Origin of the sequence: Streptomyces sp. NPDC005423 (assembly GCF_040606415.1) — a bacterium.
Lineage (GTDB): Bacteria > Actinomycetota > Actinomycetes > Streptomycetales > Streptomycetaceae > Streptomyces.
This window is the reverse complement of record NZ_JBEXET010000006.1, coordinates 179,487-204,187: the sequence shown is the minus strand read 5'-3', so window position 1 is coordinate 204,187 and position 24,701 is coordinate 179,487. Positions and strand designations below refer to the sequence as shown.

General features: G+C 73.6%; 18 protein-coding genes. 10 read left to right on the top strand and 8 right to left on the bottom strand.

Annotation, left to right across the window (positions count from 1 at the left end):
- Nucleotides 1-8 precede the first annotated feature (8 nt).
- The 5 genes from solA (at nucleotide 9) to ABZT12_RS10935 (ending at nucleotide 7,086) form a co-directional block, all read left to right on the top strand.
- The gene (gene solA / locus ABZT12_RS10955; protein ID WP_356380797.1) at nucleotides 9-1,223 is read left to right on the top strand and encodes an N-methyl-L-tryptophan oxidase; all 1,215 of its coding nucleotides are present in this window, start codon (nucleotides 9-11) and stop codon (nucleotides 1,221-1,223) included.
- The gene (locus ABZT12_RS10950) at nucleotides 1,220-2,362 is read left to right on the top strand and encodes an aromatic ring-hydroxylating dioxygenase subunit alpha (RefSeq protein ID WP_356380794.1); all 1,143 of its coding nucleotides are present in this window, start codon (nucleotides 1,220-1,222) and stop codon (nucleotides 2,360-2,362) included. The genes solA and ABZT12_RS10950 overlap by 4 nt, the downstream gene beginning before the upstream one ends.
- The gene (locus ABZT12_RS10945; RefSeq protein ID WP_356380791.1) at nucleotides 2,343-3,809 is read left to right on the top strand and encodes an aldehyde dehydrogenase family protein; all 1,467 of its coding nucleotides are present in this window, start codon (nucleotides 2,343-2,345) and stop codon (nucleotides 3,807-3,809) included. Before ABZT12_RS10950 ends, ABZT12_RS10945 begins: the two co-directional genes overlap by 20 nt.
- Nucleotides 3,810-3,938: 129 nt before the next feature.
- Nucleotides 3,939-5,519, top strand: a complete 1,581-nt coding sequence (locus ABZT12_RS10940; RefSeq protein WP_356380788.1) for an amino acid permease — start codon at nucleotides 3,939-3,941, stop codon at nucleotides 5,517-5,519.
- A 16-nt stretch (nucleotides 5,520-5,535) separates the two neighbouring features.
- Nucleotides 5,536-7,086 carry a GMC family oxidoreductase N-terminal domain-containing protein gene (locus tag ABZT12_RS10935; RefSeq protein WP_356380785.1) on the top strand — a complete coding sequence of 517 codons (1,551 nt, stop codon included), beginning with the start codon at nucleotides 5,536-5,538 and terminating at the stop codon, nucleotides 7,084-7,086.
- Here the strand turns inward: ABZT12_RS10935 and ABZT12_RS10930 are convergent.
- The 4 genes from ABZT12_RS10930 to ABZT12_RS10915 all read right to left on the bottom strand — a co-directional run bounded on the left by ABZT12_RS10930 (nucleotide 7,083) and on the right by ABZT12_RS10915 (nucleotide 15,024).
- Nucleotides 7,083-11,735, bottom strand: a complete 4,653-nt coding sequence (locus ABZT12_RS10930; RefSeq protein ID WP_356380782.1) for a hypothetical protein — start codon at nucleotides 11,733-11,735, stop codon at nucleotides 7,083-7,085. The genes ABZT12_RS10935 and ABZT12_RS10930 overlap by 4 nt on opposite strands.
- Before the next feature lie 40 nt (nucleotides 11,736-11,775).
- On the bottom strand, nucleotides 11,776-12,654 hold the full coding sequence (locus tag ABZT12_RS10925) for a hypothetical protein (protein ID WP_356380779.1): 879 nt from the start codon (nucleotides 12,652-12,654) through the stop codon (nucleotides 11,776-11,778).
- 47 nt (nucleotides 12,655-12,701) lie between these two features.
- Entirely contained in the window at nucleotides 12,702-14,228 is a 1,527-nt protein-coding gene (locus ABZT12_RS10920) for a hypothetical protein (RefSeq protein ID WP_356380776.1), read from the bottom strand.
- A gap of 88 nt (nucleotides 14,229-14,316) precedes the next feature.
- Nucleotides 14,317-15,024: a GntR family transcriptional regulator gene (locus ABZT12_RS10915; protein ID WP_356380773.1), complete on the bottom strand. Its 708-nt coding sequence runs from the start codon at nucleotides 15,022-15,024 to the stop codon at nucleotides 14,317-14,319.
- A gap of 171 nt (nucleotides 15,025-15,195) precedes the next feature.
- Here ABZT12_RS10915 and ABZT12_RS10910 point away from each other — a divergent pair, with 171 nt between their 5' ends.
- The 5 genes from ABZT12_RS10910 to ABZT12_RS10890 are packed head-to-tail and all read left to right on the top strand — an operon-like array spanning nucleotide 15,196 to nucleotide 19,578.
- Nucleotides 15,196-16,515: an MFS transporter gene (locus tag ABZT12_RS10910; protein ID WP_356380770.1), complete on the top strand. Its 1,320-nt coding sequence runs from the start codon at nucleotides 15,196-15,198 to the stop codon at nucleotides 16,513-16,515.
- Nucleotides 16,512-17,333, top strand: coding sequence for a putative hydro-lyase (locus tag ABZT12_RS10905; RefSeq protein ID WP_356380767.1), 822 nt, complete (start codon nucleotides 16,512-16,514; stop codon nucleotides 17,331-17,333). Before ABZT12_RS10910 ends, ABZT12_RS10905 begins: the two co-directional genes overlap by 4 nt.
- Nucleotides 17,334-17,339: 6 nt before the next feature.
- Nucleotides 17,340-18,098 (top strand): 5-oxoprolinase subunit PxpA, encoded by a 759-nt coding sequence (locus tag ABZT12_RS10900; protein ID WP_356380764.1) that lies wholly within the window; start codon nucleotides 17,340-17,342, stop codon nucleotides 18,096-18,098.
- Nucleotides 18,095-18,712 carry a 5-oxoprolinase subunit PxpB gene (pxpB, locus tag ABZT12_RS10895; RefSeq protein WP_356380762.1) on the top strand — a complete coding sequence of 206 codons (618 nt, stop codon included), beginning with the start codon at nucleotides 18,095-18,097 and terminating at the stop codon, nucleotides 18,710-18,712. Before ABZT12_RS10900 ends, pxpB begins: the two co-directional genes overlap by 4 nt.
- Entirely contained in the window at nucleotides 18,709-19,578 is an 870-nt protein-coding gene (locus ABZT12_RS10890) for a biotin-dependent carboxyltransferase family protein (RefSeq protein ID WP_356380759.1), read from the top strand. Before pxpB ends, ABZT12_RS10890 begins: the two co-directional genes overlap by 4 nt.
- A 175-nt stretch (nucleotides 19,579-19,753) precedes the next feature.
- On the opposite strand, the gene ABZT12_RS10885 is transcribed toward ABZT12_RS10890, so the two are convergent.
- From ABZT12_RS10885 to ABZT12_RS10870, 4 genes are all read right to left on the bottom strand, one after another.
- On the bottom strand, nucleotides 19,754-20,605 hold the full coding sequence (locus ABZT12_RS10885) for an SGNH/GDSL hydrolase family protein (protein WP_356380756.1): 852 nt from the start codon (nucleotides 20,603-20,605) through the stop codon (nucleotides 19,754-19,756).
- The gene (locus tag ABZT12_RS10880) at nucleotides 20,602-21,774 is read right to left on the bottom strand and encodes a glycosyltransferase (RefSeq protein ID WP_356380753.1); all 1,173 of its coding nucleotides are present in this window, start codon (nucleotides 21,772-21,774) and stop codon (nucleotides 20,602-20,604) included. Before ABZT12_RS10880 ends, ABZT12_RS10885 begins: the two co-directional genes overlap by 4 nt.
- Nucleotides 21,771-22,898, bottom strand: coding sequence for a glycosyltransferase family 1 protein (locus ABZT12_RS10875; protein ID WP_356380750.1), 1,128 nt, complete (start codon nucleotides 22,896-22,898; stop codon nucleotides 21,771-21,773). Before ABZT12_RS10875 ends, ABZT12_RS10880 begins: the two co-directional genes overlap by 4 nt.
- Before the next feature lie 139 nt (nucleotides 22,899-23,037).
- Nucleotides 23,038-24,456 (bottom strand): HEAT repeat domain-containing protein, encoded by a 1,419-nt coding sequence (locus ABZT12_RS10870; RefSeq protein ID WP_356380748.1) that lies wholly within the window; start codon nucleotides 24,454-24,456, stop codon nucleotides 23,038-23,040.
- Nucleotides 24,457-24,701 lie beyond the last annotated feature (245 nt).

The following is a 24,701-nucleotide window of genomic DNA, read 5'->3' as shown; positions in this document are numbered from 1 at the left end:
GGCAAGCCGTGTCACCCACATACGACGTGATCGTCGTCGGTCTCGGCGGCATGGGCAGCGCCGCCGCCCACCATCTGTCCGCCCGGGGAGCCCGGATCCTGGGCCTGGAGAAGTTCGGTCCGGTGCACCACCACGGCTCCAGCCACGGCGGTTCACGGATCACCCGGCAGTCCTACTTCGAAGACCCCGCCTACGTACCGCTGTTGCTGCGCGCCTACGAGCTCTACGACGACCTGGAGCGGGCCACCGGCCGGTCCATCGCCACCCTGTGCGGCGGGGTGATGGTCGGCCGGCCCGAGTCACGGACCGTCGCGGGTTCCCTGCTCTCGGCCCGGCGGTGGGACCTGCCGCACGAGATGCTGGACGCGGGCGAGATCCGGCGCCGGTTCCCGACGCTCGCGCCGCAGGACGACGAGGTGGCGCTGTTCGAGCCGAAGGCGGGCCTCGTCCGGCCGGAGAACACGGTCGCCGCCCATCTCCAGCTCGCCACCCGGCAGGGCGCGGACCTGCACTTCCAGGAGCCGATGACGCGCTGGGAGCCCTACCGGGACGGCGTCCGTGTGCACACCGCCGAAAACACCTACACGGCGGGACAGTTGGTGATCTGCCCGGGGGCGTGGGCGCCGCGGCTGCTCGGCGACCTCGGCGTGCCGTTCACCATCGAGCGACAGGTCATGTACTGGTTCGAGCCCGCGAACGGCGTCGCCCCCTTCCTGCCGGAGAACCACCCCATCTACATCTGGGAGAAGCCCGACGGCGTCCAGGTCTACGGCTTCCCCTCGATCGACGGCCCTGGTCTCGGCGTCAAGGTCGCCTTCTTCCGCAAGGGGCGGGTGACCACTCCGGAGACGATCGACCGGACGGTGCACGAGGACGAGGTACGGGCGATGGCGGACCAGATGGCCGGCTGCGTCCCGGAGCTGCCCGGCACCTTCCTCAAGGCCGCGACCTGCATGTACTCCAACACCCCGGACGAGCACTTCGTGATCGCGCGGCATCCCGCCCACCCGGAGTCGGCCACCGTCGCCTGCGGCTTCTCCGGGCACGGCTTCAAGTTCGTGCCCGTGGTCGGCGAGATCCTCGCCGACCTGGCGCTGAACGGCACCACCGGGCATCCGATCGGCCTGTTCGACCCCGCCCGTCTCGACCCCGCCCGTCTCGACCCCGCCCGTCTCGACCCCGCCCGTCTCGACCCCACGCCCGCGCGAGGAGCCCGCACGTGACGACGCCCCCGCTCTCCCCGAGCCTGGCCGCCACCCTGCCGGGCCGCTACTACACCGACCCGGCGGTCTTCCGGCAGGAGCAGGAACGCCTCTTCGAGTCGATGTGGTTCTGCGCCGTCCGCGGTTCCGACCTCGACGCGCCCGGCGCCTTCCGGACCGTCCAGATCGGCCGGGAGAACGTGTTGATCACCCGGACCCGCGCGGGTGGGCTGCGCGCCTTCCTCAACGTCTGCCGTCATCGTGGAGCGCGGCTGTGCGCCGAGGAGTCGGGCCGGGTTCGCCGCACCCTCCAGTGCCCGTACCACGCGTGGACGTACGATCTCGACGGCAAGTTGATCGCCGCCCCCAACTTGATCAATATGCCCGACGTTGATCGGGTCGCCTACGGACTGATCAATGTGTCCCTGCGTGAGTGGCTGGGCTACGTGTGGGTGTGTCTGGCCGACGAGCCCCCCTCCTTCGAGGACACCGTGGTGCACGCGGCCGTGGAGCGGCTCGGCTCCGCCGCCGCCATCGAGCACTACGGCACCGAGGACCTCGCCCTCGGCAAGCGCGTCACGTACGACGTGCGGGCGAACTGGAAGCTGATCGTCGAGAACTTCATGGAGTGCTACCACTGCGCGACGATCCACCCCGAACTCACGGACGTACTGCCGGAGTTCACGGACGGCTACGCGGCCCAGTCCTACGTGGGACACGGCGCCGAGTTCGGCGCGGAGGTCAAGGGCTTCACGGTGGACGGCAGCGCGGGCTTCGCCAGGCTGCCTGCCGTCGGTGACGACCAGGACCGTCGCTACTACGCCATCACCGTGAAGCCGACGGTGTTCATCAACCTCGTACCGGACCACGTCATCCTGCACCGCATGTTCCCGCTGGCCCTGGACCGCACGGTCGTCGAGTGCGACTGGCTGTACGCGCCGGAGGTGGTGGCGTCCGGGGCGGACGTGTCGAAGTCCGTGGAACTGTTCCACCGGGTCAACGAACAGGACTTCCGGGCCTGTGAACGAACGCAGCCCGCCATGACGTCGCGGGCGTACCGCAACGGTGGTGTCCTGGTTCCCAGCGAGCACCACATCGGGCTCTTCCACGAGTGGCTGATCGAGACGCTGGGAGGCAGTCGTGCCGGAACTGTTCATTGACGGCGAGTGGAGGGGCGCACTCGACGGGCGCACCCGGGAGATCCGCTGTCCGGCCGACGGCTCCCTCGTCGCGGTGGTGGACGAGGCCGGCGGCAAGGACACCGTCGAGGCGCTCGCCGCCGCCCGCCGCGCCTTCGACGAGGGCCCCTGGCCGCGCACCGCCCCGGGCGACCGCGGTGACCTGCTGCTCCGGGTCGCCGATCTGCTCGTACGGGACAAGGATCTCCTCGCGCGGGCCGAGTCGCTGGACACGGGGAAGCGGCTCGTGGAGAGCGAGTACGACATTGACGACATCGTCAACTGTTTCCGCTACTTCGGGCGGCTGGTCGCGAGCGAGACGGGCCGGGTGATCGACACCGGCACGGCGGGCGTCGACAGCCGGGTCGTCCACGAACCGGTCGGTGTCTGCGCGCTCATCACGCCCTGGAACTACCCGCTGCTCCAGACGGCCTGGAAGGTCGCCCCCGCCCTCGCCGCCGGCAACACCTTCGTCCTGAAGCCGAGCGAACTGACCCCGCACACCGCGATCCATCTCCTGCGGCTCCTCGCCGAGGCCGGGCTCCCCCCGGGCGCGGGCAACCTGATCCTGGGCGCGGGACCGGAGACGGGGGCTCCGCTCGGTGACCATCCGGACGTGGACCTCGTCTCCTTCACCGGCGGCGTGCGCACCGGCCGCCGGCTGATGGCGGCCGCCGCCGCCACGGTGAAGAAGGTCGCCCTGGAACTCGGCGGCAAGAACCCGAACATCGTCTTCGCCGACGCGGACTTCGACACGGCCGTCGACATGGCGCTGACCGCGGTGTTCCTCCACTCCGGCCAGGTCTGCTCGGCGGGCGCGCGGCTGCTGGTGGAGGAGTCGCTGCACGACCGGTTCGTCGACGAGGTGGTACGGCGGGCGCGGGAGATCCGGCTCGGGGGGCCCTTCGACGAGCGGGCGCAGACCGGCCCGCTGATCTCGGCTGCCCACCGGGAGAAGGTCGAGGCGTATGTCGCCCGGGGTCTGGAGGAGGGCGCGGTCCTGCGCTGCGGTGGCGTACGCCCCGCCGGGCCGGGCCTGGACGAGGGGTTCTACTACCCGCCGACCGTGCTGGACGAGTGCACCGGCGGGATGTCGGTGATCCAGGACGAGTCCTTCGGCCCGGTGCTGACCGTCGAACGCTTCACCACCGAGGACGAGGCGGTCCGGCTCGCCAACGACACCGTCTACGGTCTCGCCGGCGCCGTGTGGACCGGCGACGAGGCGAAGGCGGCGCGGGTCGCGGCGCGGCTGCGGATCGGCACGGTCTGGATCAACGACTACCACCCCTACGTGCCGCAGGCCGAGTGGGGCGGTTACAAGCAGTCCGGCTTCGGACGCGAGCTCGGGCCGTCGGGGCTGGCCGAGTACCGCGAGACCAAGCACATCTGGCGCAACACCGACCCCTCCCCGCAGGGCTGGTTCGCCTGACCCACGGGTCAACAGCGCGCGCCTGGCCGCCCTTTCACCCGTTCCATCACCCCCGCACCGATTCAGGCACCGATTCAGGCACCCGCAACGAGCACTCCCTCCCGCCCCCGGCCCCTCTGGAGTCCGCTCATGACGAGAACCGAGCCAACCGAGCCGTCCGCCGGCGCGCAGCACGGTCACGACGACGCCGAACTCGCCGAGTTCGGCTACCGGCCCGAACTCAAGCGCACCCTCGGCAACTTCCACACCTTCGCCGCCGGCATCAGCTACATCTCGATCCTGACGGGCACCTTCCAGCTCTTCTACTTCGGTTACGGCAGCGGCGGTCCCGCCTACTGGTGGTCGTGGCCGATGGTGTTCGTCGGGCAGTTCACGGTCGCCCTCTGCTTCGCGGAGCTGGCGGCCCGGTATCCGGTCGCGGGGTCCGTCTACAACTGGTCGAAGAAGATCGGCAACGCGCACCTGGGCTGGCTGGCCGGGTGGATGATGCTGGTCGCCTCGATCGTGTCGATCGCCGCGGTCGCGCTCGCCTACCAGCTGACGCTGCCGCAGATCTCGTCGACGTTCCAGTTCGTCGGGGACGGCACCGGCACGTACGACGTGGCGACGAACGCGGTCGTCCTCGCGACGGTGTTGATCCTGTTCACCACTCTGGTCAACGCGTTCGGTGTCAAGTTGATGGCCACGATCAACAGCGCGGGGGTGTTGATCGAGTTGATCGCCACCGTCGTGCTGATCATCCTGTTCGCCGTGCACATCACCCGGGGACCGCAGGTGGTGACCGACACCCAGGGCACCGGTGCCGGGCACTCGGCGGGCTACCTGGGCGCGTTCATGGTGGCGTCGCTGGCGTCGGCGTACGTCATGTACGGCTTCGACACGGCCGCCTCGCTCGGCGAGGAGTCCCTCGACCCGTCACGGAACGCGCCGCGCGCCATCATCCGCGCGATCGTCGCGTCGTTCGTCCTCGGCGGGTTGGTGCTGCTGTTCGCGCTGATGAGCGTGAGCAGCCTGAAGGGCGACAAGCTGTCCACGGACGGTCTTCAGTACATCGTGCTGGACGTGCTGGGCCCGACGGCCGGCAAGGCGATGCTGTGGTGTGTGCTGATCGCGGTCACGGTGTGCGCGCTCGCGGTGCACACGGCGGCGATCCGGCTGGCCTTCGCGATGTCCCGGGACAACAACCTGCCGGCCTCCGCGCTGCTTGCCAAGGTCAGCCCGCGCTTCCGGACCCCGGTGCTGCCCGCGGTGGTCATCGGGGTGCTCGCCGTGGCGATCCTGGTGGTCAATATCCGCCAGCCGCAGATCTTCACCGTCGTCACCAGCATCGGCATCATCATGATCTACCTCGCCTACCTCGGCGTCACCGCTCCGATGCTGGTGGCCCGGTTGCGCGGGAAGTGGCAGCCCGCGGGTGACGGCAAGTTCTCGCTGGGCCGCTGGGGGCTGCTCGTCAACCTCGTCGCCGTGGTCTGGGGCGCGGCCATGACGGTCAACCTGATCTGGCCGCGTGCCGAGGTCTACAACGCGACGGCCCCGTTCCACTGGTATCTGCGCTGGGGCGCGGTGCTGTTCGTCGTGGTCATCGCGGGCGGTGGTTTCGCCTACTACTGGTTCGTCCAGCGGCACCGCACCGGCGTCCTGGAGTCGCACCGGCTGGAGAACCCGGCCGAGCCGGCCGGCCCGTTCGCCGCTCCGGCGACCGACTGAAGGGGGTCAACCACCCATGAGCAGCGACGAGTTCGACTACGTCGTGGTCGGCGGCGGTACGGCCGGCAACGTGGTGGCGGCCCGGCTCTCCGAGGACCCGTCCGTCACGGTCTGCGTGCTGGAGGCGGGCCCGAGCGACGTCGGCGACGACGCCGTCCTGCGACTCGACCGCTGGATGGGCCTGTTGGAGTCCGGTTACGACTGGGACTACCCGGTCGAACCGCAGGCCACCGGCAACAGCTTCATGCGACACGCACGCGCCCGGGTGCTGGGCGGCTGTTCCTCGCACAACTCCTGCATCGCCTTCTGGGCGCCGGCCGAGGACCTCGACGACTGGGCGGCCAAGGGCTGTACGGGCTGGAGCGCCGCCGAACTCTTCCCGCTGTACCGGCGGTTGGAGTCGAACGACGCTCCCGGCGACCACCACGGCCGGACCGGCCCGGTGAAACTCCGCACCATCAAGGGCGAAGACCCGTGCGGCACGGCCCTGTTGGCGGCGTGCGCCGAGGCGGGCATCCCGATCACGCCCTTCAACTCGGGCACCACGGTGGTCCGGGGCGCCCACTGGTTCCAGATCAACTCCGACGAGAACAACACTCGTCAGTCGTCCTCGGTCGCCTACCTCCACCCGGTACTCGGCAAGCGGCCCAACCTGGACGTACGGACGGGCGTACGCGCCAAGAGGCTGGTCCTCGACGGCCGGCGGTGTGTCGGCGCCGAGTACCAGGACCCCGGCCTCTTCCACACCCGGACGGTCCGGGCGCGGCGCGAGGTGATCGTGTCGTGCGGCTCGATCGACACCCCCAAGCTGCTGATGCTGTCGGGCATCGGACCGGCCGAGCGGCTGCGCGAGGTCGGCGTCGAGGTGGCCGTCGACTCGGCGGGCGTCGGCGAGAACCTCCAGGACCACCCCGAGGGCGTCATCATGTGGGACGCCAGGCAGCCGATGCCCACCACGTCCACCCAGTGGTGGGAGGCGGGCATCTTCTACGACACCGAACCCGGCCTGGACCGGCCGGACCTGATGTTCCACTACGGCTCGGTCCCCTTCGACATGAACACCGCGCGGTGGGGCTACCCGACCTCCGAGAACGCGTTCTGCCTCACCCCGAACGTGACCCGCGCCAGGTCCCGCGGCACGGTCCGGCTGCGGACCCGCGACCACCGCGACAAGCCCCGGGTCGATCCGCGCTACTTCACCCACGAGCACGACGTGCGGGTGATGACGTACGGACTGCGGCTGGCCCGGAAGATCGCCTCCCAGCCGGCCCTGAGCGGCTGGACGGGCGCCGAACTGGCCCCGGGCCCCGACGTCCGTACCGACGACGAACTGCTCGACTACATCCACCGGACCCACAACACGGTCTACCACCCCTCCTGCACCGTGAAGATGGGCGCGGACGACGACGCCTCCGCCCCGCTCGACGCCCGGTTGCGGGTCAAGGGCGTCGCGGGCCTGCGGGTCGCGGACGGCTCCGTGATGCCCGACCTGATCTCCGTCAACCCGTGCATCACGACGATGATGATCGGCGAGAAGTGCGCCGATCTGCTGAAGGAGGACGCCTAGGGAAGCGCCTCACTGGTGGCGGGCGCGGGCCGCTTGAACATCCGCGTGGCCGTGATCTCGCTGTGCCCCGCCTCCCCGGCGGGGACCGGCAGCCCGGGCCGCAGGTGCTCCTCCACGCTGATGTACTTCAGCCCCGCCCGCAGGTCGGCGTCGTTGCGCAGCCGGATGACCAGGGGGAACTCGGCCAGTGCCGTGGTGTCGAACAGGCCGGTGGTGTACAGGAGTTGCACCCCGAGCGCGTCGGAAACGGCCCGCTGGAGCTCCAGCAGATAGGTGGCGTTGGCCCGGCCGATGGGGTTGTCCAGGAAGAGCGTCCCGGCGTGCCGGTGCTTGTCGCGGCCCCGGTCGTTGGAGCGCAGCGCGGCCATCGTGCAGTACAGGGCGATCGCCGCGGTGAGGAGCTGGCCACCGGAGAACACGTCGCCCATCTGTCCGACCGGTACCCGCTCGGCTCGCAGCACGGCGTCCGGTTTGAGGATCTCCACGGCGACGCCCTTGGGTTCGAGGGCGGCGCCGACTCCCCTCAGCAGCAGGGACACTCCGTCGCGCCGCAGGTCGGAGTTCTTGCGGACAGCGGCCCGGGTCGCCTCGTCGACGACCTCGCCGAGCCGCTCGGTGAGCGTGGCCTGGTCGGGCTCCTCGAAGCGGATCCGCAGGAACTCCTGTCCGGACCACTCCCCGAGTCCCTCGGGCAGCCGGGAGAGCCGCTGCGCGGAGCGGAGGGTGGCGAGGGCGGACTCGACGAGCCCGCGCAGCCGGTCCACGATCGAGTCGCGGTTCCGCTCCAACTGCGCCAACTCGTCGGTGAGAACGCGGAGTCGGGGCGCGAAGGCGTCCGCCCACTTCTGCGCGTGCTCGGGCAGTGTGGCGGCGGGCAGCTCACGGATCTGCTGCCGCGCGGGGGTGCGGACCTGTTCGTACCGCGTCGAGTTGGCGTGCCGTACGAGCACGTCGCTCGCCTCGCGTACGGCGGACTCGGCGGCGGACAGCTCGGCGGCGCAGCCGCGCAGCGAACGGCGGGCCTCCCCCGCCGAGTCGCGGGCCTCCTCCAGCCTGCCGGCGTACGGCTCCGGCTCCTCGGTCTCGTCGTCCGAGGCGTGTTCACGCAGCAGGTCGCGCAGGAGAGCGGCCGTCTCGTCGAAGCCGCCGGCGCCGTCCTCGGCCACGCGGTGGGCATCCTGGAGTTCGGCGTGCGCTTGGCGGGCCCGGCCCAACGCGTCGGTGTACGCGCCGAGTTCGGCCATCGCCGTGCGCAGCAGCGCCTGGGCGTGCTCGGCGTCGCGCGGGACCAGTTCCTCGGCCAGTTCGGTGTGTGCCCCACCGTCCTCGGGGGCGTGCCGCTCGGCCTCGCCGCGCAGTCGGCCGAGCTGCTCGCTCGCGGTCGACACCCGGGTCTCCAGGAGCTGCACCAGTTCCTCGGCGCGGGCCGCGGCGGCCTGCCGGGACGGTCCGTCGGAACCGTCCGGGGACTCCAGCAACTGCGCCGCCCGGGTACGGACCTTGTTGCTCACCCGGTCCAGCTCGGCGATGGCCGCGCTCTCGTCGCTCTCCGCCCGCGCCTGCTCGGCCCGCAGGTCGGCGCCGACGCCGACCTTCTCGTAGAGCTGCGAGGCGGCCCGGTAGGCCTCCCGGAGTGCGGGCAGCGACGACCTGGCCGCCGCGGGATCACCGTGCGGTACGTCGTCGGGGGCACCGGCGATCTCGGAGCGCTCGGCGCGCAGGGCGCGGGCGGTGCGGCGGGCGTCGTCGGCGGCGCGCTGGGCGGCGCGCCGGTCCTCGTCGGCGGCCCGGGCACGCTCCAGACAGGACTGGGCGCGGGCCTCCGACTCCGCTGCCTCGTCGGCGAGTTCACGCAGTTGCACCTGCCAGCCGGCGCGTTCGCGGAGCCGGAAGGCGAGGCCGGCGAGGGCGTCGGCGGCGCGCCGGGCCCGTTGGGCGGCCTCCTGGCGGTCGTCCCGTACCCCGGCGGCCTCGGCGGCCGTCTCGTCGGCCTCGGCCCGCACGACGCGCGCCTCGGCCAGCTCTGCCTCGGCCTCCTCGGCGAACGCGCGCGTCTCCCGCGCGGCCTGGGCCAGCTCCACCAGCCGGCCGGCCGGGCAGCCGGTGCGCCAGGACGCCAGCCGCGCGGCCAGCTCCCGGTCCTTGCCGAGCCGCGCGGCGAGCGCGCGGATCTCCTCGTCCCGCTCGGTGGCCCGGGTCCGCAGCGCCCGCCGCTCCTGGTCCGCGGCGTGCTCGTCGTGCATGGCCGGGTTGGGCGGTACGAGGAAGACGGCGCCGTCGTCCGTGTCGAGCGCGGGGGCCGGTGCGAGCAGGGCGGCGGCCGTGCCGACGGCGACGGCCGACCGGGGCAGCAGCGCCGCCTCGCCGAGCGTCTGCCGGGCCCGGGCGTGGGTGTCCGGGTCGGTGATGATCACGCCGTCGACCAGTTCGGGGCGGGCGGCCAGCACGCGCGCGTGGTCGGCGGGGTCGACGGCCTGGGCGAGGTAGCGCCAGCCGGGCAGCGCGGGGATGCCGTGCTCGCCCAGGAACTCCACGGTGGCCAGCACGTCCGGGCCGGGCGGCAGCAGTCCGCCGTCACCGAGGGCGCCGAGGATCCGGGAGTCGTCGGCCGCGGCGGTCCGCAGTTCGAAGAGCTGCCGTTCGGCGGAGGCCACCGAGTCGTCGAGCAGTTCCCGCAACTCGTCGGCGTACCGGTCGAGTTGCTCGGGGGCGAGCGGACCGTCGGCGCGGGCGGGCGCGGGCCGGCCGGCGTCCCCGGGCCCCGTTCCCTCCGCGGTCCGGGGCATCGGCACTGCGGGGCGGGCGCCGGGCAGGCTGAGCAGTTCCGCGAGCCGCTCCTCCGCGGCGAGGCCGTCGGCGAGGCGCCGCTCGGCTTCGTGGCTCCGCTCGGCGGCGGTCGCCGCGTCGGCGGCCCGGGCGGCCGTGAGTTCGGCGCGGGACTCGGCCGACGCGGCTTCGCGGGCGTGCTCAGCGGTCCGGCGCGCGGCCTCGCGCGCGGTGTCCCAGGCGGCCACGGCGGTCTTCTCCGCGTCGCTGGCCGCGAGCGCGGCCCGGGCGGGGTCGGCGTCGGGGGCGCTGTCGTCGAGCCAGCCCGCGCGCACCGCCTCGGCGGTCTCCTGCTCGACCTCGGACAGGCGCTGGCGCAGATGACCGGCCTCGCTGCGGGCGCGCTGTGCCTCGGTGGCGGCGGAGGTCGCGTCCCGGTGGGAGGTCTCGCCGGCCTCCAGCAGGGCGGCGGAGCGTTCCTCGCCCTCGTTGGCGAGGCTCTCGGCGCTCTCGGCGGCGGCGTGCAGGGCGCCCACGAGGTCGGCGGCGGCCTGGGCGCGGGCGGCGAGCGCCGGGGCGGCGTCCCGCTCGGCCTCGCGGATCGCGACGGCCACGCGCGCGGAGCGGTCGGCGGCGGCCCGGTGGCGCAACACGGCCTCGGCGGCCTGCCAGGCGGCGTGCAGGGTGCGCGCGTCGGCCAGTTCGCGCTTCTGCGCCGCGGCCGACCGCTCGGCGGCGGCGAGCGCCAACGAGGCGTGCCGGTACGCGAGTTCGGCGGCGATCCGCGCGCCGCGCGAGCGGTCACGCTCCGCGTGCGTGACGGCGTCGGCGGCGGCGGTGACCCGCTGGGCGAGGTCGGCGGCCCGGACCCGCTCCAGCGCGCCGCGGGCGGACAGCCGCCGGGCGAGGGCGCGGGTGCGGCGCTCGGCGGCGGTGTGGACGTCACGCGCGCGGGCCCGCGCCTCGGCGGCGTCGACGATCCGGCCGAGGAGGTCGACGGAGCCGGCCGTGAACTCCCGCTCGGCGATCAGCTCGGCCCGTCGCCCCAGCTTGTTGCCGAAGCCGCCGACCAGGTCGGCGAGGCCGTCGGTGTCGCGGGTGTCGGTGACCGCGCGGAGCAGCAGGTCGGTGAAGTCGGAGTCCTTCTTGACCGCGAAGAGGCCGGCGGCCTCGCCCTCGTCGGCGTTCATCTCCCGCTGGTAGCGGAAGAGTTCGGGGTCGAGGGAGAGGTCGCCGAGGTGCTCGATCCAGCGGTCGTGGATCTCCTCCCAGTGCACTTCGAGGTGGGGGTACGCCTTGCCGGCCTCGGTGAGGGCGTCCCGGAAGCCCTTCATCGTGCGCCGTCGGCCCTGGGCGCCGGAGGCGCCCTCGACGGGGCGGCGGACGGCGGTGGACTCCGCGACGGGAAGGCTGTCCAGGCTCAGGCCGGGGCCGGGCCGGAAGGAGTACCAGGCCTCGGCGAACTTCCGCGGGTCGTTGGAGACCTGGCGTCCGCGCCACTCGCTGACCTTGCCGACCACGACGCACTCGCCGGTCAGGGTGTGCTGCCACTCCAGGGCGACGTGGCCGCAGTCGTCCGCGAGGAGGAACTTGCGCAGCACGCCGGAGCTGGCGCCGCCGAGCGTGTTGCGGTGGCCGGGCAGCATCACCGAGAAGATCAGCTTGAGCAGGACGGACTTGCCGCCGCCGTTCTCCAGGAAGAGCACTCCGGCGGGCGCGGGGCGGCGGGGCGGTCCGACGGGCTCGTCCTGGAAGAACTCGGCCTGGGCGGGTGCGGGTTCGGGCACGGGCTCGCCCACGCCTCGCAGGTCAAGCACGGTGTCGGCGTAGCGCGCACCGGCGGGCCCGATGGAGTAGAGGCGGACCCGGGACAGCTCGTACATGGCGGACTCTCGTCGTAAGTCTTCGGCAGGTGTGGGGGGTTCAGGAGTGGAACGGCAGCCCTGCGTCGGCCACCAGCTCCAGGTCGTCGGTCTGCTCGGCGGGCAGCAGCGTCGCGGTGCCGTCGGTGACCGGGACGACGCCCAGTTCCAGCAGCTCGGCGAGGGCGGCGCTGCCGGCCATGTCGCGCACCTGGAGCTGGTAGCGGGCGGTGGTGCGGTACGTGCCGCCGTTGTCGTCGCCGGTGCGCTGGAGGAAGCCGGATTCGGTGAGGAAGGCGGTCGCCTTGCCGACGATGCCGGTGGTCGAACCGGCCAGTCTGCGGGCGTCCTTGGTGGCTCCGGTGGCGCTGCGTCTGACCCAGATCCGCCACGCGGCCTCCAGAGCGGGCGCGTCGGTGGCCGGGTCGGTGTTCTCGCCCTGCTCGTCGGCCCGCTCCTCCAGACGGCGGCAGGCCTGCCGTACGAAGGCGTCGACGCCGTTGACGGTGACGCGCCCGATGTAGCCGTCGTCGGCGAGGTCCTCGGGGCGCGGGAACGCCATGGCGGCGACGGCGAGATGGGCGAGGCCGTGCAGGAAGCGGTCGGCGGCGTCGGCGGAGGTGCGGCGGGCGTAGTCGCCCATGCGGACGGCGAACACCGAGTCCTCGGCGGCGGTCACGGCCATGCCGGCGCGCGGGGACACCTCCAGGACGACCAGGCCGAGTCCGGTGGCGACGGCGTCGGCGAGGCGGGCGAAGGGCGGGTCCTCCCGGTAGCGGCGCAGCAGCTCCGTGTACTCCTGGTCCCGGGCGGGCTGGAGTCTGGGCTGCAGTCCGAACGCGACGAGGCGGGCCGCGTCGGCGGCGTCGGCGGGCGTGACGGGGGTGCTCACCGGTGCGGCGGCGGCCTCCGGCTCGCTCCATTCGACGTGCTCGGTCACGGTCGGGACTCCTTGCTGAGGTGGTGCGCAGGGCGGTGGGTCATGGTTCAGGCGGCCTCCGTCCGGTCGGCCGCCATGCCCGCCGCGTCCAGCAGGGCCGTGCCGACTATGAGGTCGGCCCCGCCGAACTCGATGTCGTCCAGTTCGGTCCCGTCGTCCACGGCGAAGAGCAGCTTCTGCTCGCCCTGCCGGTAGGCGGTGCCGACCGGCGGGCTCGCCGCGTGCACGGCCAACAGGGCTACCAGGTACGGGAGTTCGGCGTCCTTGCGGCGGGCCTCGGCGAGCAGGCCGGAGAGCCGGCGGGGCGCGTCGGCGGGCAGGTCGAGCAACTCCGTGGCGGCCGCCAGCTGTTCCTCGCTGAACCGGCTGTCGTCGGGGGTGGCGATGAGGTCGGGCTCGGGCATCTCCGCGCCGAGGTGCTCCCGTTCGGCGGGCGGGGTGAGGAGGATCTCGACGAGGTCACCGACCCGGACGGAGACGGGGGTGCGCAGTCCGGTGCCGCGCGCGAAGAACGCGTCCGTGACCCGGATCGCCCGCTCCAGGGGCAACGGCATCACGGGGGCGACGAGATGGCCGTAGAGGTCGATCCCCGAGGTGGTCATGGGGGTGGCGAAGGCCTGTCGGTCCTGTTCGGCGCGGAAGAGCGGGCCGGCCTCCAGGAGGCGTGCCTGGAGCTGGGTGTGGCGTCGGATGCAGTCCTTGACGATGTCGACCAGTTCGGCCGCGCGCCGCTTCTGTTCGGGATCCTCGGACTCGTCGCGGGCCTTGCGGATGTTGGTGAGGATCGCGTTCTCGTGGCGGTACCGGTCGGCGACGTGGTCGAGGGCCTCGGCGATCAGGTCGGGCACGGCGTTGAGCCAGTCCACCGCCCGGACGTTGCGCCGGGTGGCGTCCAGGGCGCGGCGGAGCGTCTCCGCGTACTGCACGGTGCGGTAGCGGGCCTGTTCGGCGGCGAGCTGGGCGTCGGCGAGCCGGCCGCGGCTGATCAGCACCTCCAGCTTGACCTCGGCGGCGATCTGCGCGCTGGTGACGTCGGTGTCGAGGGCGCCCACCAGGACGTTGACGGCCTCGTCCGTCGTGCGGAGGTAGACGCCGCCGCCGTAGCCGGGGACCTCCTCGATCAGCTTGAAGTCGTAGTCGCGGCGCACGTAGGTGCCGTCCGTCGTGAACGTGCCGTACACGGCGCGGAAGCCGCGGTCGACGCTGCCGACGTTGATCAGGTTCTCCAACACCCAGCGGGCCACGCGCTCGTGCTCGGCGACGGGCCGCCCCGGCGCCTGCGCGGAGATGCGCGGGATGAGCCTGGCCACTATCTGGTCGTGGTCGGCGCCGGTGTCGAAGTCCATGTTCAGGGTGACGAGGTCGATGGCGGCGAGGGCCACCTCGGCCATGCCGTAGACCGAGTACTCGCCCGCGAGGTTGGCCTTGCGGGCGTCGAGGTCGTGCAGGGGCGCGGTGCAGGCGAGGGCGCGCAGCCGCCGGGCCAGTCCCTCGTCGGCGGCCGGCCCCGGCGCGGGGCGCGGCCCCGCGCTGAACTGGGGCGGAACGCTGTCCGTCGATGCAGGCGAAGTCACGGTGCACAGACTAGGTCCTCGGTCTGACAACGACCCAAACGACGCAGAAGCCACCGCCCGCCGCACCCGCCGTGCCGGGCGCGCGGGGTCAGCCGGGCGACGGGCCGTCCGCGCCGACCCGCCGCCGGTACGCGTCGACGACCCGGTCCAGCGAGTCGTCGAGGTAGACGGCGAGGAGCCGCTCGGCGCCGGCGCGGTCGCCGGCCTCCAGCGCCCGCAGGATCTGCCGGTTTCGCTGGAGGTAGGGCTCGTGCAGCCGCTCGGGGTCGTCCACCAGGTGGAAGGCGAGGCGCAGTTCGGCGAAGACGCTGCGCATCAGCTCGTCGGTGCGGGCGCTGTGGGCGAGCGCGACGAGGCCGCCGTGGAAGTGGATGTTGGCCGTGCCCACCGCTTTCCAGTCATTCTCGGCGGCGGCCCGCTGCCCCTCGACGACGGCGGTGTCCAGTTGTCGGAGGGCGTACGGCGGCTCGGCCAGGCCGCGTACGACGGCGCACTCGACGAGGCGGCGGGTGCGGTAGATGTCCTCGACGTCCTCGACGGTCAGCACCCGGACGAAGACGCCCCGGTTCAGCTCGTGGACGAGCAGCCGCTCGTGGGTGAGCAGCCGGAAGGCCTCCCGGAGCGTGTTGCGGGAGACGCTCAGGGCGCCGCCGATGCTGTCTTCGGAGAGCCGGGTGCCCGGCGGGAAGTAGCCGTCCGCGATCCGGCTCCGGAGGATGTCCGAGACGCGTTCGGCGGTGCTCGTACGGCCCAGGAGGGCGCGGTCGTCGGCCAGTCCCGCCAGCTGATCTGCCATGCCCGGAATTCAACCGCAGAGAGAAGAACGAAACAACATAGGTATTGAAGGATCGTTCAACGATCCTCTACCTTTCTCCTCAGGGCGCCACCCGCTCACCCGGCGCCGACGGCTCCCGCACGGCACGGCTCATCCCTTCCGCACCCTCCGTCCTCCTTCTGCGAGGTGCACATGAGCACCACTCCTCCACCTCAGGCCCTGACCCCCGGCGCACCGCCGGACGGGGACGAACTCACCGCCGACGACGGCACGTTCGCCTGGCTGCGCGCCCTCGGCCCGCAGGGTCGCCGCGCCTTCGGCGGCGCGTTCGGCGGCTACGCCCTGGACTCCTACGACTACTTCACGCTGCCGCTGAGCATGGTCGCCCTGGCCGCCTACTTCGGCCTGGACAGCGGCCAGACCGGCCTGTTCACCACGGTCACCCTGGTCGTCTCGGCGGTCGGCGGCGCCGTCGCGGGCGTCTTCGCCGACCGGATCGGCCGCGTCCAGGCCCTGCTGGTCACGGTGATCACGTACGCCGTCTTCACGGTCGCCTGCGGCTTCGCGCCCAACTACGGGACGCTGCTGGTCTTCCGCGCCCTCCAGGGCCTCGGCTTCGGCGGCGAGTGGGCGGTCGGCGCGGTGCTGGTCGCCGAGTACGCGAGCGCCAGGCACCGCGGCCGTACCCTCGGCGCGGTGCAGAGCGCGTGGGCCGCGGGATGGGCGCTGGCCGCGGTCGTCTACACGCTGGTCTTCTCCTTCGTCGGCGACGACCTGGCCTGGCGGGTGATGTTCTGGACCGGCGCGCTGCCCGCGCTGCTCGTGCTGTGGGTACGGCGCCGGGTGCACGACGCCCCGGAGGCGAAGGCCGCGCGCGAACGGAGCACCCGGAAGGGCTCGTTCGCGGCGATCTTCCGGCCGGCCACCGCGGACACACCGGGGCTGCTGCGCACCACGGTCTTCGCGGGCCTGCTCTCCACCGGCGTCCAGGGCGGCTACTACACCCTCGCCACCTGGGTGCCGACCTATCTGAAGACGGACCGCGGTCTCTCGGTCGTCGGCACCGGCGGCTATCTGAGTTTCCTGATCTCCGGTGCCTTTCTCGGCTATCTCACCGGCGGTCATCTCACCGACCGGCTGGGGCGCAGGCGCACCATCTGGCTCTTCGCCCTGCTCTCGGCGATCTGCGTGGTGGCCTACACGCACATTCCCGACGGCGCCAATACCCTTGTCCTGGTACTGGGTTTTCCGCTCGGGTTCTGCATGTCGGCGATCTTCAGCGGCTTCGGGTCCTACCTGAGTGAGCTGTACCCGACCGCGCTGCGCGGCACGGGACAGGGCTTCACCTACAACACGGGCCGCGCGGTGGGCGCCGTCTTCCCGACCCTGGTGGGCTATCTGGCCGACAGCTGGGGCGTGGGCGGCGCGCTCGTCTTCGGGGCGATCGGCTACGGCATCGCGGCGCTGGCCCTCCTGGGACTGCCGGAGACCCGCGGAAAGGAACTGGAGTGAACCGCACCGAAGACCGCCCGGTGACCGTCGTCGACGACCACGCGCACGCGTGGAGTCCGAAAACCGCCCGGACCCGCTTCCGCAAGGGGCTGACGGGCCCCACGGCCGGGGTCGCGACAGGCCACACCCAGGTCAACCTGATCTCGGTCCCCGCCGACTGGGCGTACGAGATGCTGCTGTTCTGCCAGCGCAACCCCAAACCCTGTCCGGTGCTCGACGTCACCGACGCCGGTTCCTGGACGACGGTGCTGGCCGACGGCGCGGACCTGCGCACGGATCTGCCGCGCTACCGGGTGTGGCGGGACGGCGAGTTGGTGGACGAGCCGACGGACACGCGCGCGTACTGGCGGGGCGACCTGGTGACGTTCCTCATCGGGTGCAGCTTCACCTTCGAGTGGGCGCTGAGCCGGGCCGGCGTCCCGATCCGCCACATCGAGCAGGGCCGCAACGTCCCGATGTACGTCACCGACCGCGCCTGCCGGCCGGCCGGGCGGCTGCACGGGCCGATGGTCGTCTCGATGCGCCCGGTGCCGGCCCGGCATCTGGCGACCGCGATCCGGGAGACCAGTCTGCTCCCGGCGGTGCACGGCTCGCCCGTCCTGTGCGGCGATCCCGCGGCGCTCGGCATCGCGGACCTCGGCCGTCCCGACTTCGGCGACCCGGTCGTCGCCGGGCCGGACGACATCCCGGTCTTCTGGGCCTGCGGAGTGACCCCGCAGGCCGCGGTGATGGCCTCGCGCCCGCCCTTCGCCATCACGCACGCCCCGGGCCAGATGTTCCTCACCGACGCCCGCGACGAGCAGTACCGCGTGGCCTGACCAGGAGTGATGATGATCGATCTGAACGCCGACCTCGGCGAGGGCTTCGGCCGCTGGCGGCTGACCGACGACGAGGAGCTGCTCTCCGTCGTCACCAGCGCCAACGTGGCCTGCGGCTTCCACGCCGGGGACCCGGTCACCATGCGGCGGGTGTGCGAGCTGGCGGCCGAGCGCGGCGTACGGATCGGCGCGCAGGTCTCCTACCGGGACCTGGCCGGGTTCGGCCGGCGCGCGATGGACGTGCCGGCCGCCGAGCTGACGGCCGAAGTGGCTTACCAGATCGGCGCGTTGGAGGTGTTCGCCCGTGCGGCGGGCGCGCGGGTGGCGTACGTGAAGCCGCACGGCGCGCTCTACAACCGGGTCGTGCGCGACGAGGAGCAGGCCGCCGCGGTGGTCGCCGGCGTGCTCCTCGCCGGCGCCACGCTGCCGGTGCTCGGGCTGCCCGGCTCGCGGGTGCTGGCGCTGGCCGCGGAGGCGGGGCTGCCGGCCGTCACGGAGGCGTTCGCGGACCGGGCCTACACCGACGCGGGCACGCTGGTGCCGCGCGACCGGGCGGGAGCGGTGGTCACCGATCCCGACACCGTCGTGGAGCGCTCGCTGGACCTGGCCCGCTCCGGGACGGTCACCGCGCTCTCCGGGACCCGCATCGAGGTACGCGCCCGCTCCCTGTGCCTGCACGGGGACACGCCGGGCGCGGTGGAGCTGGCCCGCCGGGTCCGGGCACGCCTCCTGGAGTCGGGTGTCCGGGTGGGGGCCTTCGTATGAGGGCACTGCCCGTCGGCGACAGCGCGCTGCTCGTCGAGGTCGCCTCCGGGGAGGAGGCACAGGCCGTCCACGCGGAGCTGACGCGCCGCCGCGCGGAGGGCTCGCTGACCGTCCGGGAGCTCGTCCCCGCCGCCCGTACGGTCCTCCTGGACGGCCTCGACGACCCCCTCGGGCTGGCCGCCGAACTGACCGCCGCCGACGTACCGCCCGCTCCCCCGCGCACGGGCGAGGTGGTCCGGCTCCCCGTGCGCTACGACGGTCCCGACCTCGCCGACGTCGCCGCCCTGTGGGGCATCGCCGAACGGGAGGTGGCGCGCGTCCACGCGGAGACCGAGTTCCGGGTGGCCTTCTGCGGGTTCGCCCCCGGCTTCGCCTACCTCTCCGGCCTCCCGGACCGCTACGACGTGCCGCGCCGGGCCACTCCGCGCACCGCCGTCCCGGCCGGCGCGGTGGGCCTGGCGGGTCCGTACACCGGCGTCTACCCGCGTTCGTCACCGGGCGGCTGGCAGCTGATCGGCACGACCGACGCGGTCCTCTGGGACCCCGCACGCGTACCGGCCGCCCTGCTGACACCGGGGACGCGGGTGCGGTTCGTCGCGGAGGGGGGCGCATGACGGACCGCGCGTTGTCCGTCGTACGGGCCGGGGTGCTGACCACCGTGCAGGATCTGGGGCGGTCCGGTCACGCGCACCTCGGGGTGCCGCGCTCCGGGGCGCTCGACCGGCCCGCCGCCGCGCTCGTCAACCGGCTGGTGGGCAATCCGCCCGAGGCCGCCGTCCTGGAGACGACCCTCAACGGGTGTGCGCTGCGGCCTCGTTCGGCGGTCACCGCCGCGGTCGGGGGTGCGCCCTGTCCGGTCACCGTGGACGGCCGGCCGGTCGCCTGGGGTGCTCCCGTGCGCGTGCCCGCGGGGGCCGTCCTGGACGTCGGAACGGCCGTCTCCGGAGTGCGCGGGTATGTCGCCTTCGACGGCGGGGTCGGCGTCGAGCCGGTGCTCGGCAGCCGCTCCACCGACCTGCTCTCGGGGCTGGGCCCGCCACCGCTCACCGACGGCACGGTGCTGCCCCTGGGGACCCCGACCGGTCTGCACGCGTGCGTGGACGTCGCCCCGCAGCCCTCTCCCCCGGCCGAGCTGGTGCTCCGTGTGACGCCGGGGCCCCGGGACGACTGGTTCACCCCGGAAGCGCTGCGCGTGTTCACGTCCCGCGCGTACCGGGTCTCCTCGGCGAGCAACCGCATCGGGCTGCGTACCGAGGGGCCCGCCCTGGAGCGGGCCCTGACCGGTGAACTGGCCAGTGAGGGCATGGTACTTGGCGCTGTCCAGGTACCGCCGGACGGCCGCCCGGTGGTGTTCCTGGCCGACCATCCGACCACCGGGGGCTACCCGGTGATCGCGGTCGTCCGCGCCGCCGACCTGCCTGCCGCCGCCCAGGCGACGCCCGGCACACCGATCCGCTTCGTGGCCGTGCGACGCCGTTGACGGCGAGGGAGACGCCCTTTCGGCGGCATGCCCCCGGGTCGGGCGATGTACGGCGACACCCGGGTCGACCGGCTGGGAACGGCACCACGGAGCGGACGCCTCCGGGACCGGACCGAACGCTTCCGGTGGCGCCCCCCGGACCGGGCTGGTCGCCGCCGCTCCGGAGTCGGCCCCCTCACGCGACGTCCGGGGGCCGGTCGGTCACCGTCAGGGCTGCCAGGGCTGTCGACACCGCGTGCGACGCGCGCAGGTCCAGGCGTCCGCTGGTGCCCCGCGCGCGGTGGCGCAGTTCCTCGGCGGCGAGGTTGAGGAGTTGCGGGAGCAGGTCGGTGCAGCGGCGCGCCACCCAGCCGGTGCCCGCCGTGGCCAGCCACAGCAGACTCGCCGACCTGGTGGGCGCGGGGAACTCGGGCACCGGTGAGGGCGGCGCCCCGGTCGCGAGGCGTTCACTCATGAGCAACGTATGGAAACGGGCGGCCAGTTGACGGTGGCCCCGCTCCCCGGGGTGCAGCCGGTCCGCGCTCCACATCGCGCGCTCCTTGAGCCACGCCCCCTCCGCCGCGTGCAGATGCACCGCCCCGTACCGCTCGGAGAGCGCGTGCACCACGGCGTTGACCGCCCGCTGCCGCCGGGCCAGCGGACGGGCCAGCACACCCGGCAGGCCGAGCCTCGCCCCCGGGTCGGGCAGACAGGCGGTGAGCAGGACCGCGCCCTGGGCGGTGAAGGCCGCGTACACCTCGTCGAGCCGGGCGGCCACGGCGTGGATGTCGAAGGTGCAGCGCAGGGTGTCGTTGACGCCGATGACCACCGACACGACGTCGGGGCGCAGGGCCAGCGCGGCCGGCGTCTGGCGTTCGAGCACGTCCCGGGTCTGGGCCCCGCTGACCGCGAGGTTGGTGAAGTCCACCGATTCCGCCGCGAGTCCGCCGGCCAGCAGCGCGGCCCAACCGCGCCACCCCGCGCCCACGGGGTCGCCGACCCCCTCGGTCAGCGAGTCCCCGAGGGCCACGAAACGGACGCCTCTCACGCCGCGCTCCCGGGCGCCGAGGGAGCGAGACCCCGTGCCGGCACGTCGGCGTCGTGGGCGGTCAGGAAGGCGTCGACCGCGGCGTTCCAGCCGAAGCACTCCGCACGCGCGCGTGCGACCTCGCGCCGCTCGGCCTCGGGCCGGTGCAGGAGCGTCCGCACGGCGTCCGCGAAGGCCTCGCCGTTGTCCGCGGCCATGGCTCCCGCGGGCCCGATGACCTCCGGGAGCGCCGACGAAGCGCTGGCCACCACGGGCGTGCCGCAGGCCATCGCCTCCAGCGCGGCCAGCCCGAACGTCTCGGCCGGCCCCGGCGCCAGACAGACGTCGGCGGATGCCTGGAGCGCGCCCAGCAGCCGCCGGTCGGGGACATGCCCCAGAAAGGTGACCGGCAGCCCGCGGTCCCGGGCCCGCTGGTGCAGCCGGGCCCGCAGCGGCCCGTCCCCGGCCACCACCAGCACGGCCCGTCGCCCGCGCCGCAGCAGCGCCTCCAGGGCGTCCAGCGCGGTACCGGGCCGCTTCTCCACGGAGAGCCGGGTGCAGGTCAGCAGCAGCACCTCGTCCACGCGCGCGTACCGGGCGCGCAGCCCGGGGTCCCGCAGCGCCGGGTGGCGTTCGACCAGATCGACCCCCAGGGGTGCCCGTACGACGTTGCGGGCGCCGATCCGCACGAACTCCCGCTCGGCGAACTCCGTGGTGCACACCACACGCGCGTAGGTGTGCGCCGTACGGAGGTTGAGGGCGTCGGCGGTGCGCCGGGACAGCTCCTCCGACAGCCCCCAGGTGCGCAGCACGCCGTCGGCGCTCTCGTGGGAGACCATCACGGCGGGGACCCGGGCGCGCCGGGCCCACTTGCCGGTCCACCTGAGCGTCGTACGGTCGGACACCTCGATGCGGTCCGGGGCGAGCTGTTCCAGGAGGGCGGCCACGCGCCGTCTGTCGGTGAGCACGCGGTAGCCCCCGGTGCCGGGCAGCAGCGGTCCGGGCAGGGTGATCACGCGGCCCTGCTCGGTCTGCCGGTCGCTGTGGCGTTCGCCGGGGACGACGAGGACGGGGTGGTGGCCGGCCGCCTGGTAGCCCTTGCCCAGTTCACGCAGTGCGGTGCGCAGTCCGCCGGAGGCGGGGGTGACGAAGTTGGCGAGCCGGACGATCCGCAGGGAGGCCGTGTTCATGCCGCCACCGCCGTCCGGCGACCGGCGAGGACATCGCCGTAGTGCGCGATGAGCTGGTCGCCGACCGCCGCCCAGGTGCGTCCCTCGACGGTGGCGCGCCCGGCGGCGCCGTAGGCGGCCCGTAGCACGGGATCGGCGGCGAGGACGCGTACGGCGTCCCGCACGGCGCTGCCGTCGCGGGGTGGGATGAGCAGTCCGGTGCGGCCGTGGGCGACCAGGTCGAGCGGGCCGCCCGCGGCCGGGGCGATGACGGGGACGCCGCTGGCCATGGCCTCCTGGACGGTCTGGCAGAAGGTCTCGAAGGGGCCGGTGTGGGCGAAGATGTCGAACGAGGCGAAGATGCGGGCGAGTTCGTCGCCGGTGCGCCGGCCGAGGAAGACCGCGCCGGGCAGCGCCTCGTCCAGGTGCGGGCGGCTGGGCCCGTCGCCGACCACCACCACGCGGACTCCTGCCACGTCGCAGGCGGCGGCGAGGAGTTCGACCTGTTTCTCGGGGGCGAGGCGGCCGACGTAGCCGACGATCACCTCGCCGTTCGGGGCGAGTTCGCGGCGCAGCGCCTCGTCCCGGCGGGCCGGGCGGAAGCGTGCGGTGTCCACGCCGCGCGGCCAGAGCCGGACCCGGGGCACCCCGTGTGTCTCCAGGTCGCGCAGGGCGGCGGTGGAGGGCGCGAGGGTGCGGTCGGCGGCGGCGTGGACGGAGCGGATGCGGCGCCAGGCGGCGGCCTCGCCGGCCCCCATGTAGGTGCGGGCGTATCCGGCGAGATCGGTCTGGTAGACGGCCACGGCGGGGACGCCGAGCCGGGCGGCGGCCGCCATTCCGCGGACTCCGAGCACGAAGGGACTGGCCAGGTGGACGAGGTCGGCGCCGTGCGCGGTGATCGTCGCGGCGACCCGCCGGGTGGGGAGGGCGACCCGGACCTGGGGGTAGCCGGGGAGCGGGAGGGAGGGGACTCGGATGACGGGGCACGGCGACCGGGCGTCGGACCCGGGACCGGCCGCGGTGGCCGGCGCGACGACGAGCGGATGGTGACCGCGGTCTACGAGGTGCCGGGCGGTCTGGAGGGCGCAGTGGGCCACGCCGTTCACATCGGGGGGAAAGGATTCGGTCACGATGACGACACGCATACCCGTGTTGTCGCCGTACTGGACGTGGCCGCGTCAACGTGGATCTGTGTCGCCGATGAACGTCCCATGAGCGTTGGACTGCTCACCCGCGCGGGGCGGGCCGCGTCCATGCCCAGCCGGTCCGCGGGTCACCCGGTGTTCACGCGGCGGGCTGATCGGGCCCGATCCGGCTCCGTACGGCCGTCTGCACCTCGGCCTCCTCGGCTGGGTCGGCGGCGAGCCGGCGCAGCCGTTCCACGACGCGGGTGTCACCGGTCTCGGCGTGCCGGGCGGCGATCTCGCGGGTGGTCTCCTCGCAGTCCCACAGGCACTCGACGGCGAATCCGGTGGCGAAGGAGGGGTCGGTCGCGGCGAGGGCGCGGGCGGCCCGGCCGCGCAGATGGGACGAGGCGGTCTCGCGGTACACGTGGCGCAGGACGGGGGCGGCGCAGGCGATGCCGAGCCGGCCGGCGCCGTCGACCAGGGTCCAGAGCGTGGGCGCGTCGGGGCCCTCGCCCATGACGGCCTCCCGGAGAGCGCCGAGGACGAGGTCGCTGTCCTGGGCTCCGCCCCGGCAGGCGAGCATCCGTCCGGCCGCGGCGCCCAGCGGGTCGGGGCGGCGGGCCCAGCCGCGGGCCCGGTCGACCGCGGCGGCGGACCGCATCCGTTCGAAGGCGTCCACGGCTGCCTCCACGACCGGCGCGGAACCGGTGGCGACAGCCCGCTCGATCAGGTCGAGGGCCTCGGTGGCGCCGCTGTCGGCCAGATAGCGCAGGGCCGTGCAGCGGGCGCCCTCGCCGCCGTCCCGGGCGGCCTCGACGATCTCGGGCCGGTCCTCGGGACCGGCGACGGCGGAGAGGCAGCGGGCGGCCGGGACATGGAGGGCGGCGCCGCGTTCGACCCCCTGCTGGGCCCATTCGAAGACCGCGCGCACGCTCCATCCGGGCCGGGGTCCGCTGGGTCGCATCTGGCGTTGCCAGCGGTCGAAGCAGCCGGCCTCGTGGGCGGCACGCACGCGTGCGGCGACCGATTCGCGCGGATCCTCGGCCCACAGCCGCCAGGGCCGCGGTTCGAAGGCGTCGCGCACGGTGGCGGCCAGTTCGGCCTCGCCCTCGGGGTCGGCCGTGAACCGGGCCAGGACGGGGGCGGCGAGGGCGCGCAGGCCCGCGTCGTCGTCCCGGAGCGCCAGTTCGTCCAGCGCCCAGGCCCAGTTGGTGCCGTGCGCCGCGTACCTGCGCAGCAGTTCCAGCGCGTCCCGCCGGCCGTAGGAGGCGAGGTGGCCGAGGACGGCGAGCGCGAGGCCGGTGCGGGACTCCTCGGTGTCGAGGACGTCCTCGACGTCGAAGAGGTGGGCCCGGACGGCGTCCAGGTCGCCGTTGAGATCGAGGTAGAGGCGGGCGTAGTAGAGCGAGCGGTTCTCCACCTGCCAGTCGTGGCGGGGGTCGCGCAGCACACAGTGGTTCAGCGCCGCGAGCGCTTCCGCCCGCGGTGCGGTGAGCGCGTGCAGTGTGCCGTCGCCGCGGCCCCGCTGGAGCAGGCCGAGCAGCGTGCCGCTGGGCGCTATGACCGGATCGAACATGGGAAACAGCCTCACATCAAGCGTCGACGCAACCGGGGGACGTGCACTACCTGGCCGCGTGACAACACGTGGGGGCGCCCGCCGTTTCCTGCTTGCTGTGTCCCATTTTCCTCTGCCTCTCGTCGGTGGCCCGTGCGGGCCCTTCACGGGCCGCGCGGTGCGGCAACTCCTGCCCGGCCACCGCGTCCGTGAATCACGACGTCATGATGACCCGGCGGTTCTCGCCGCCGCGACCGAAATTTCGG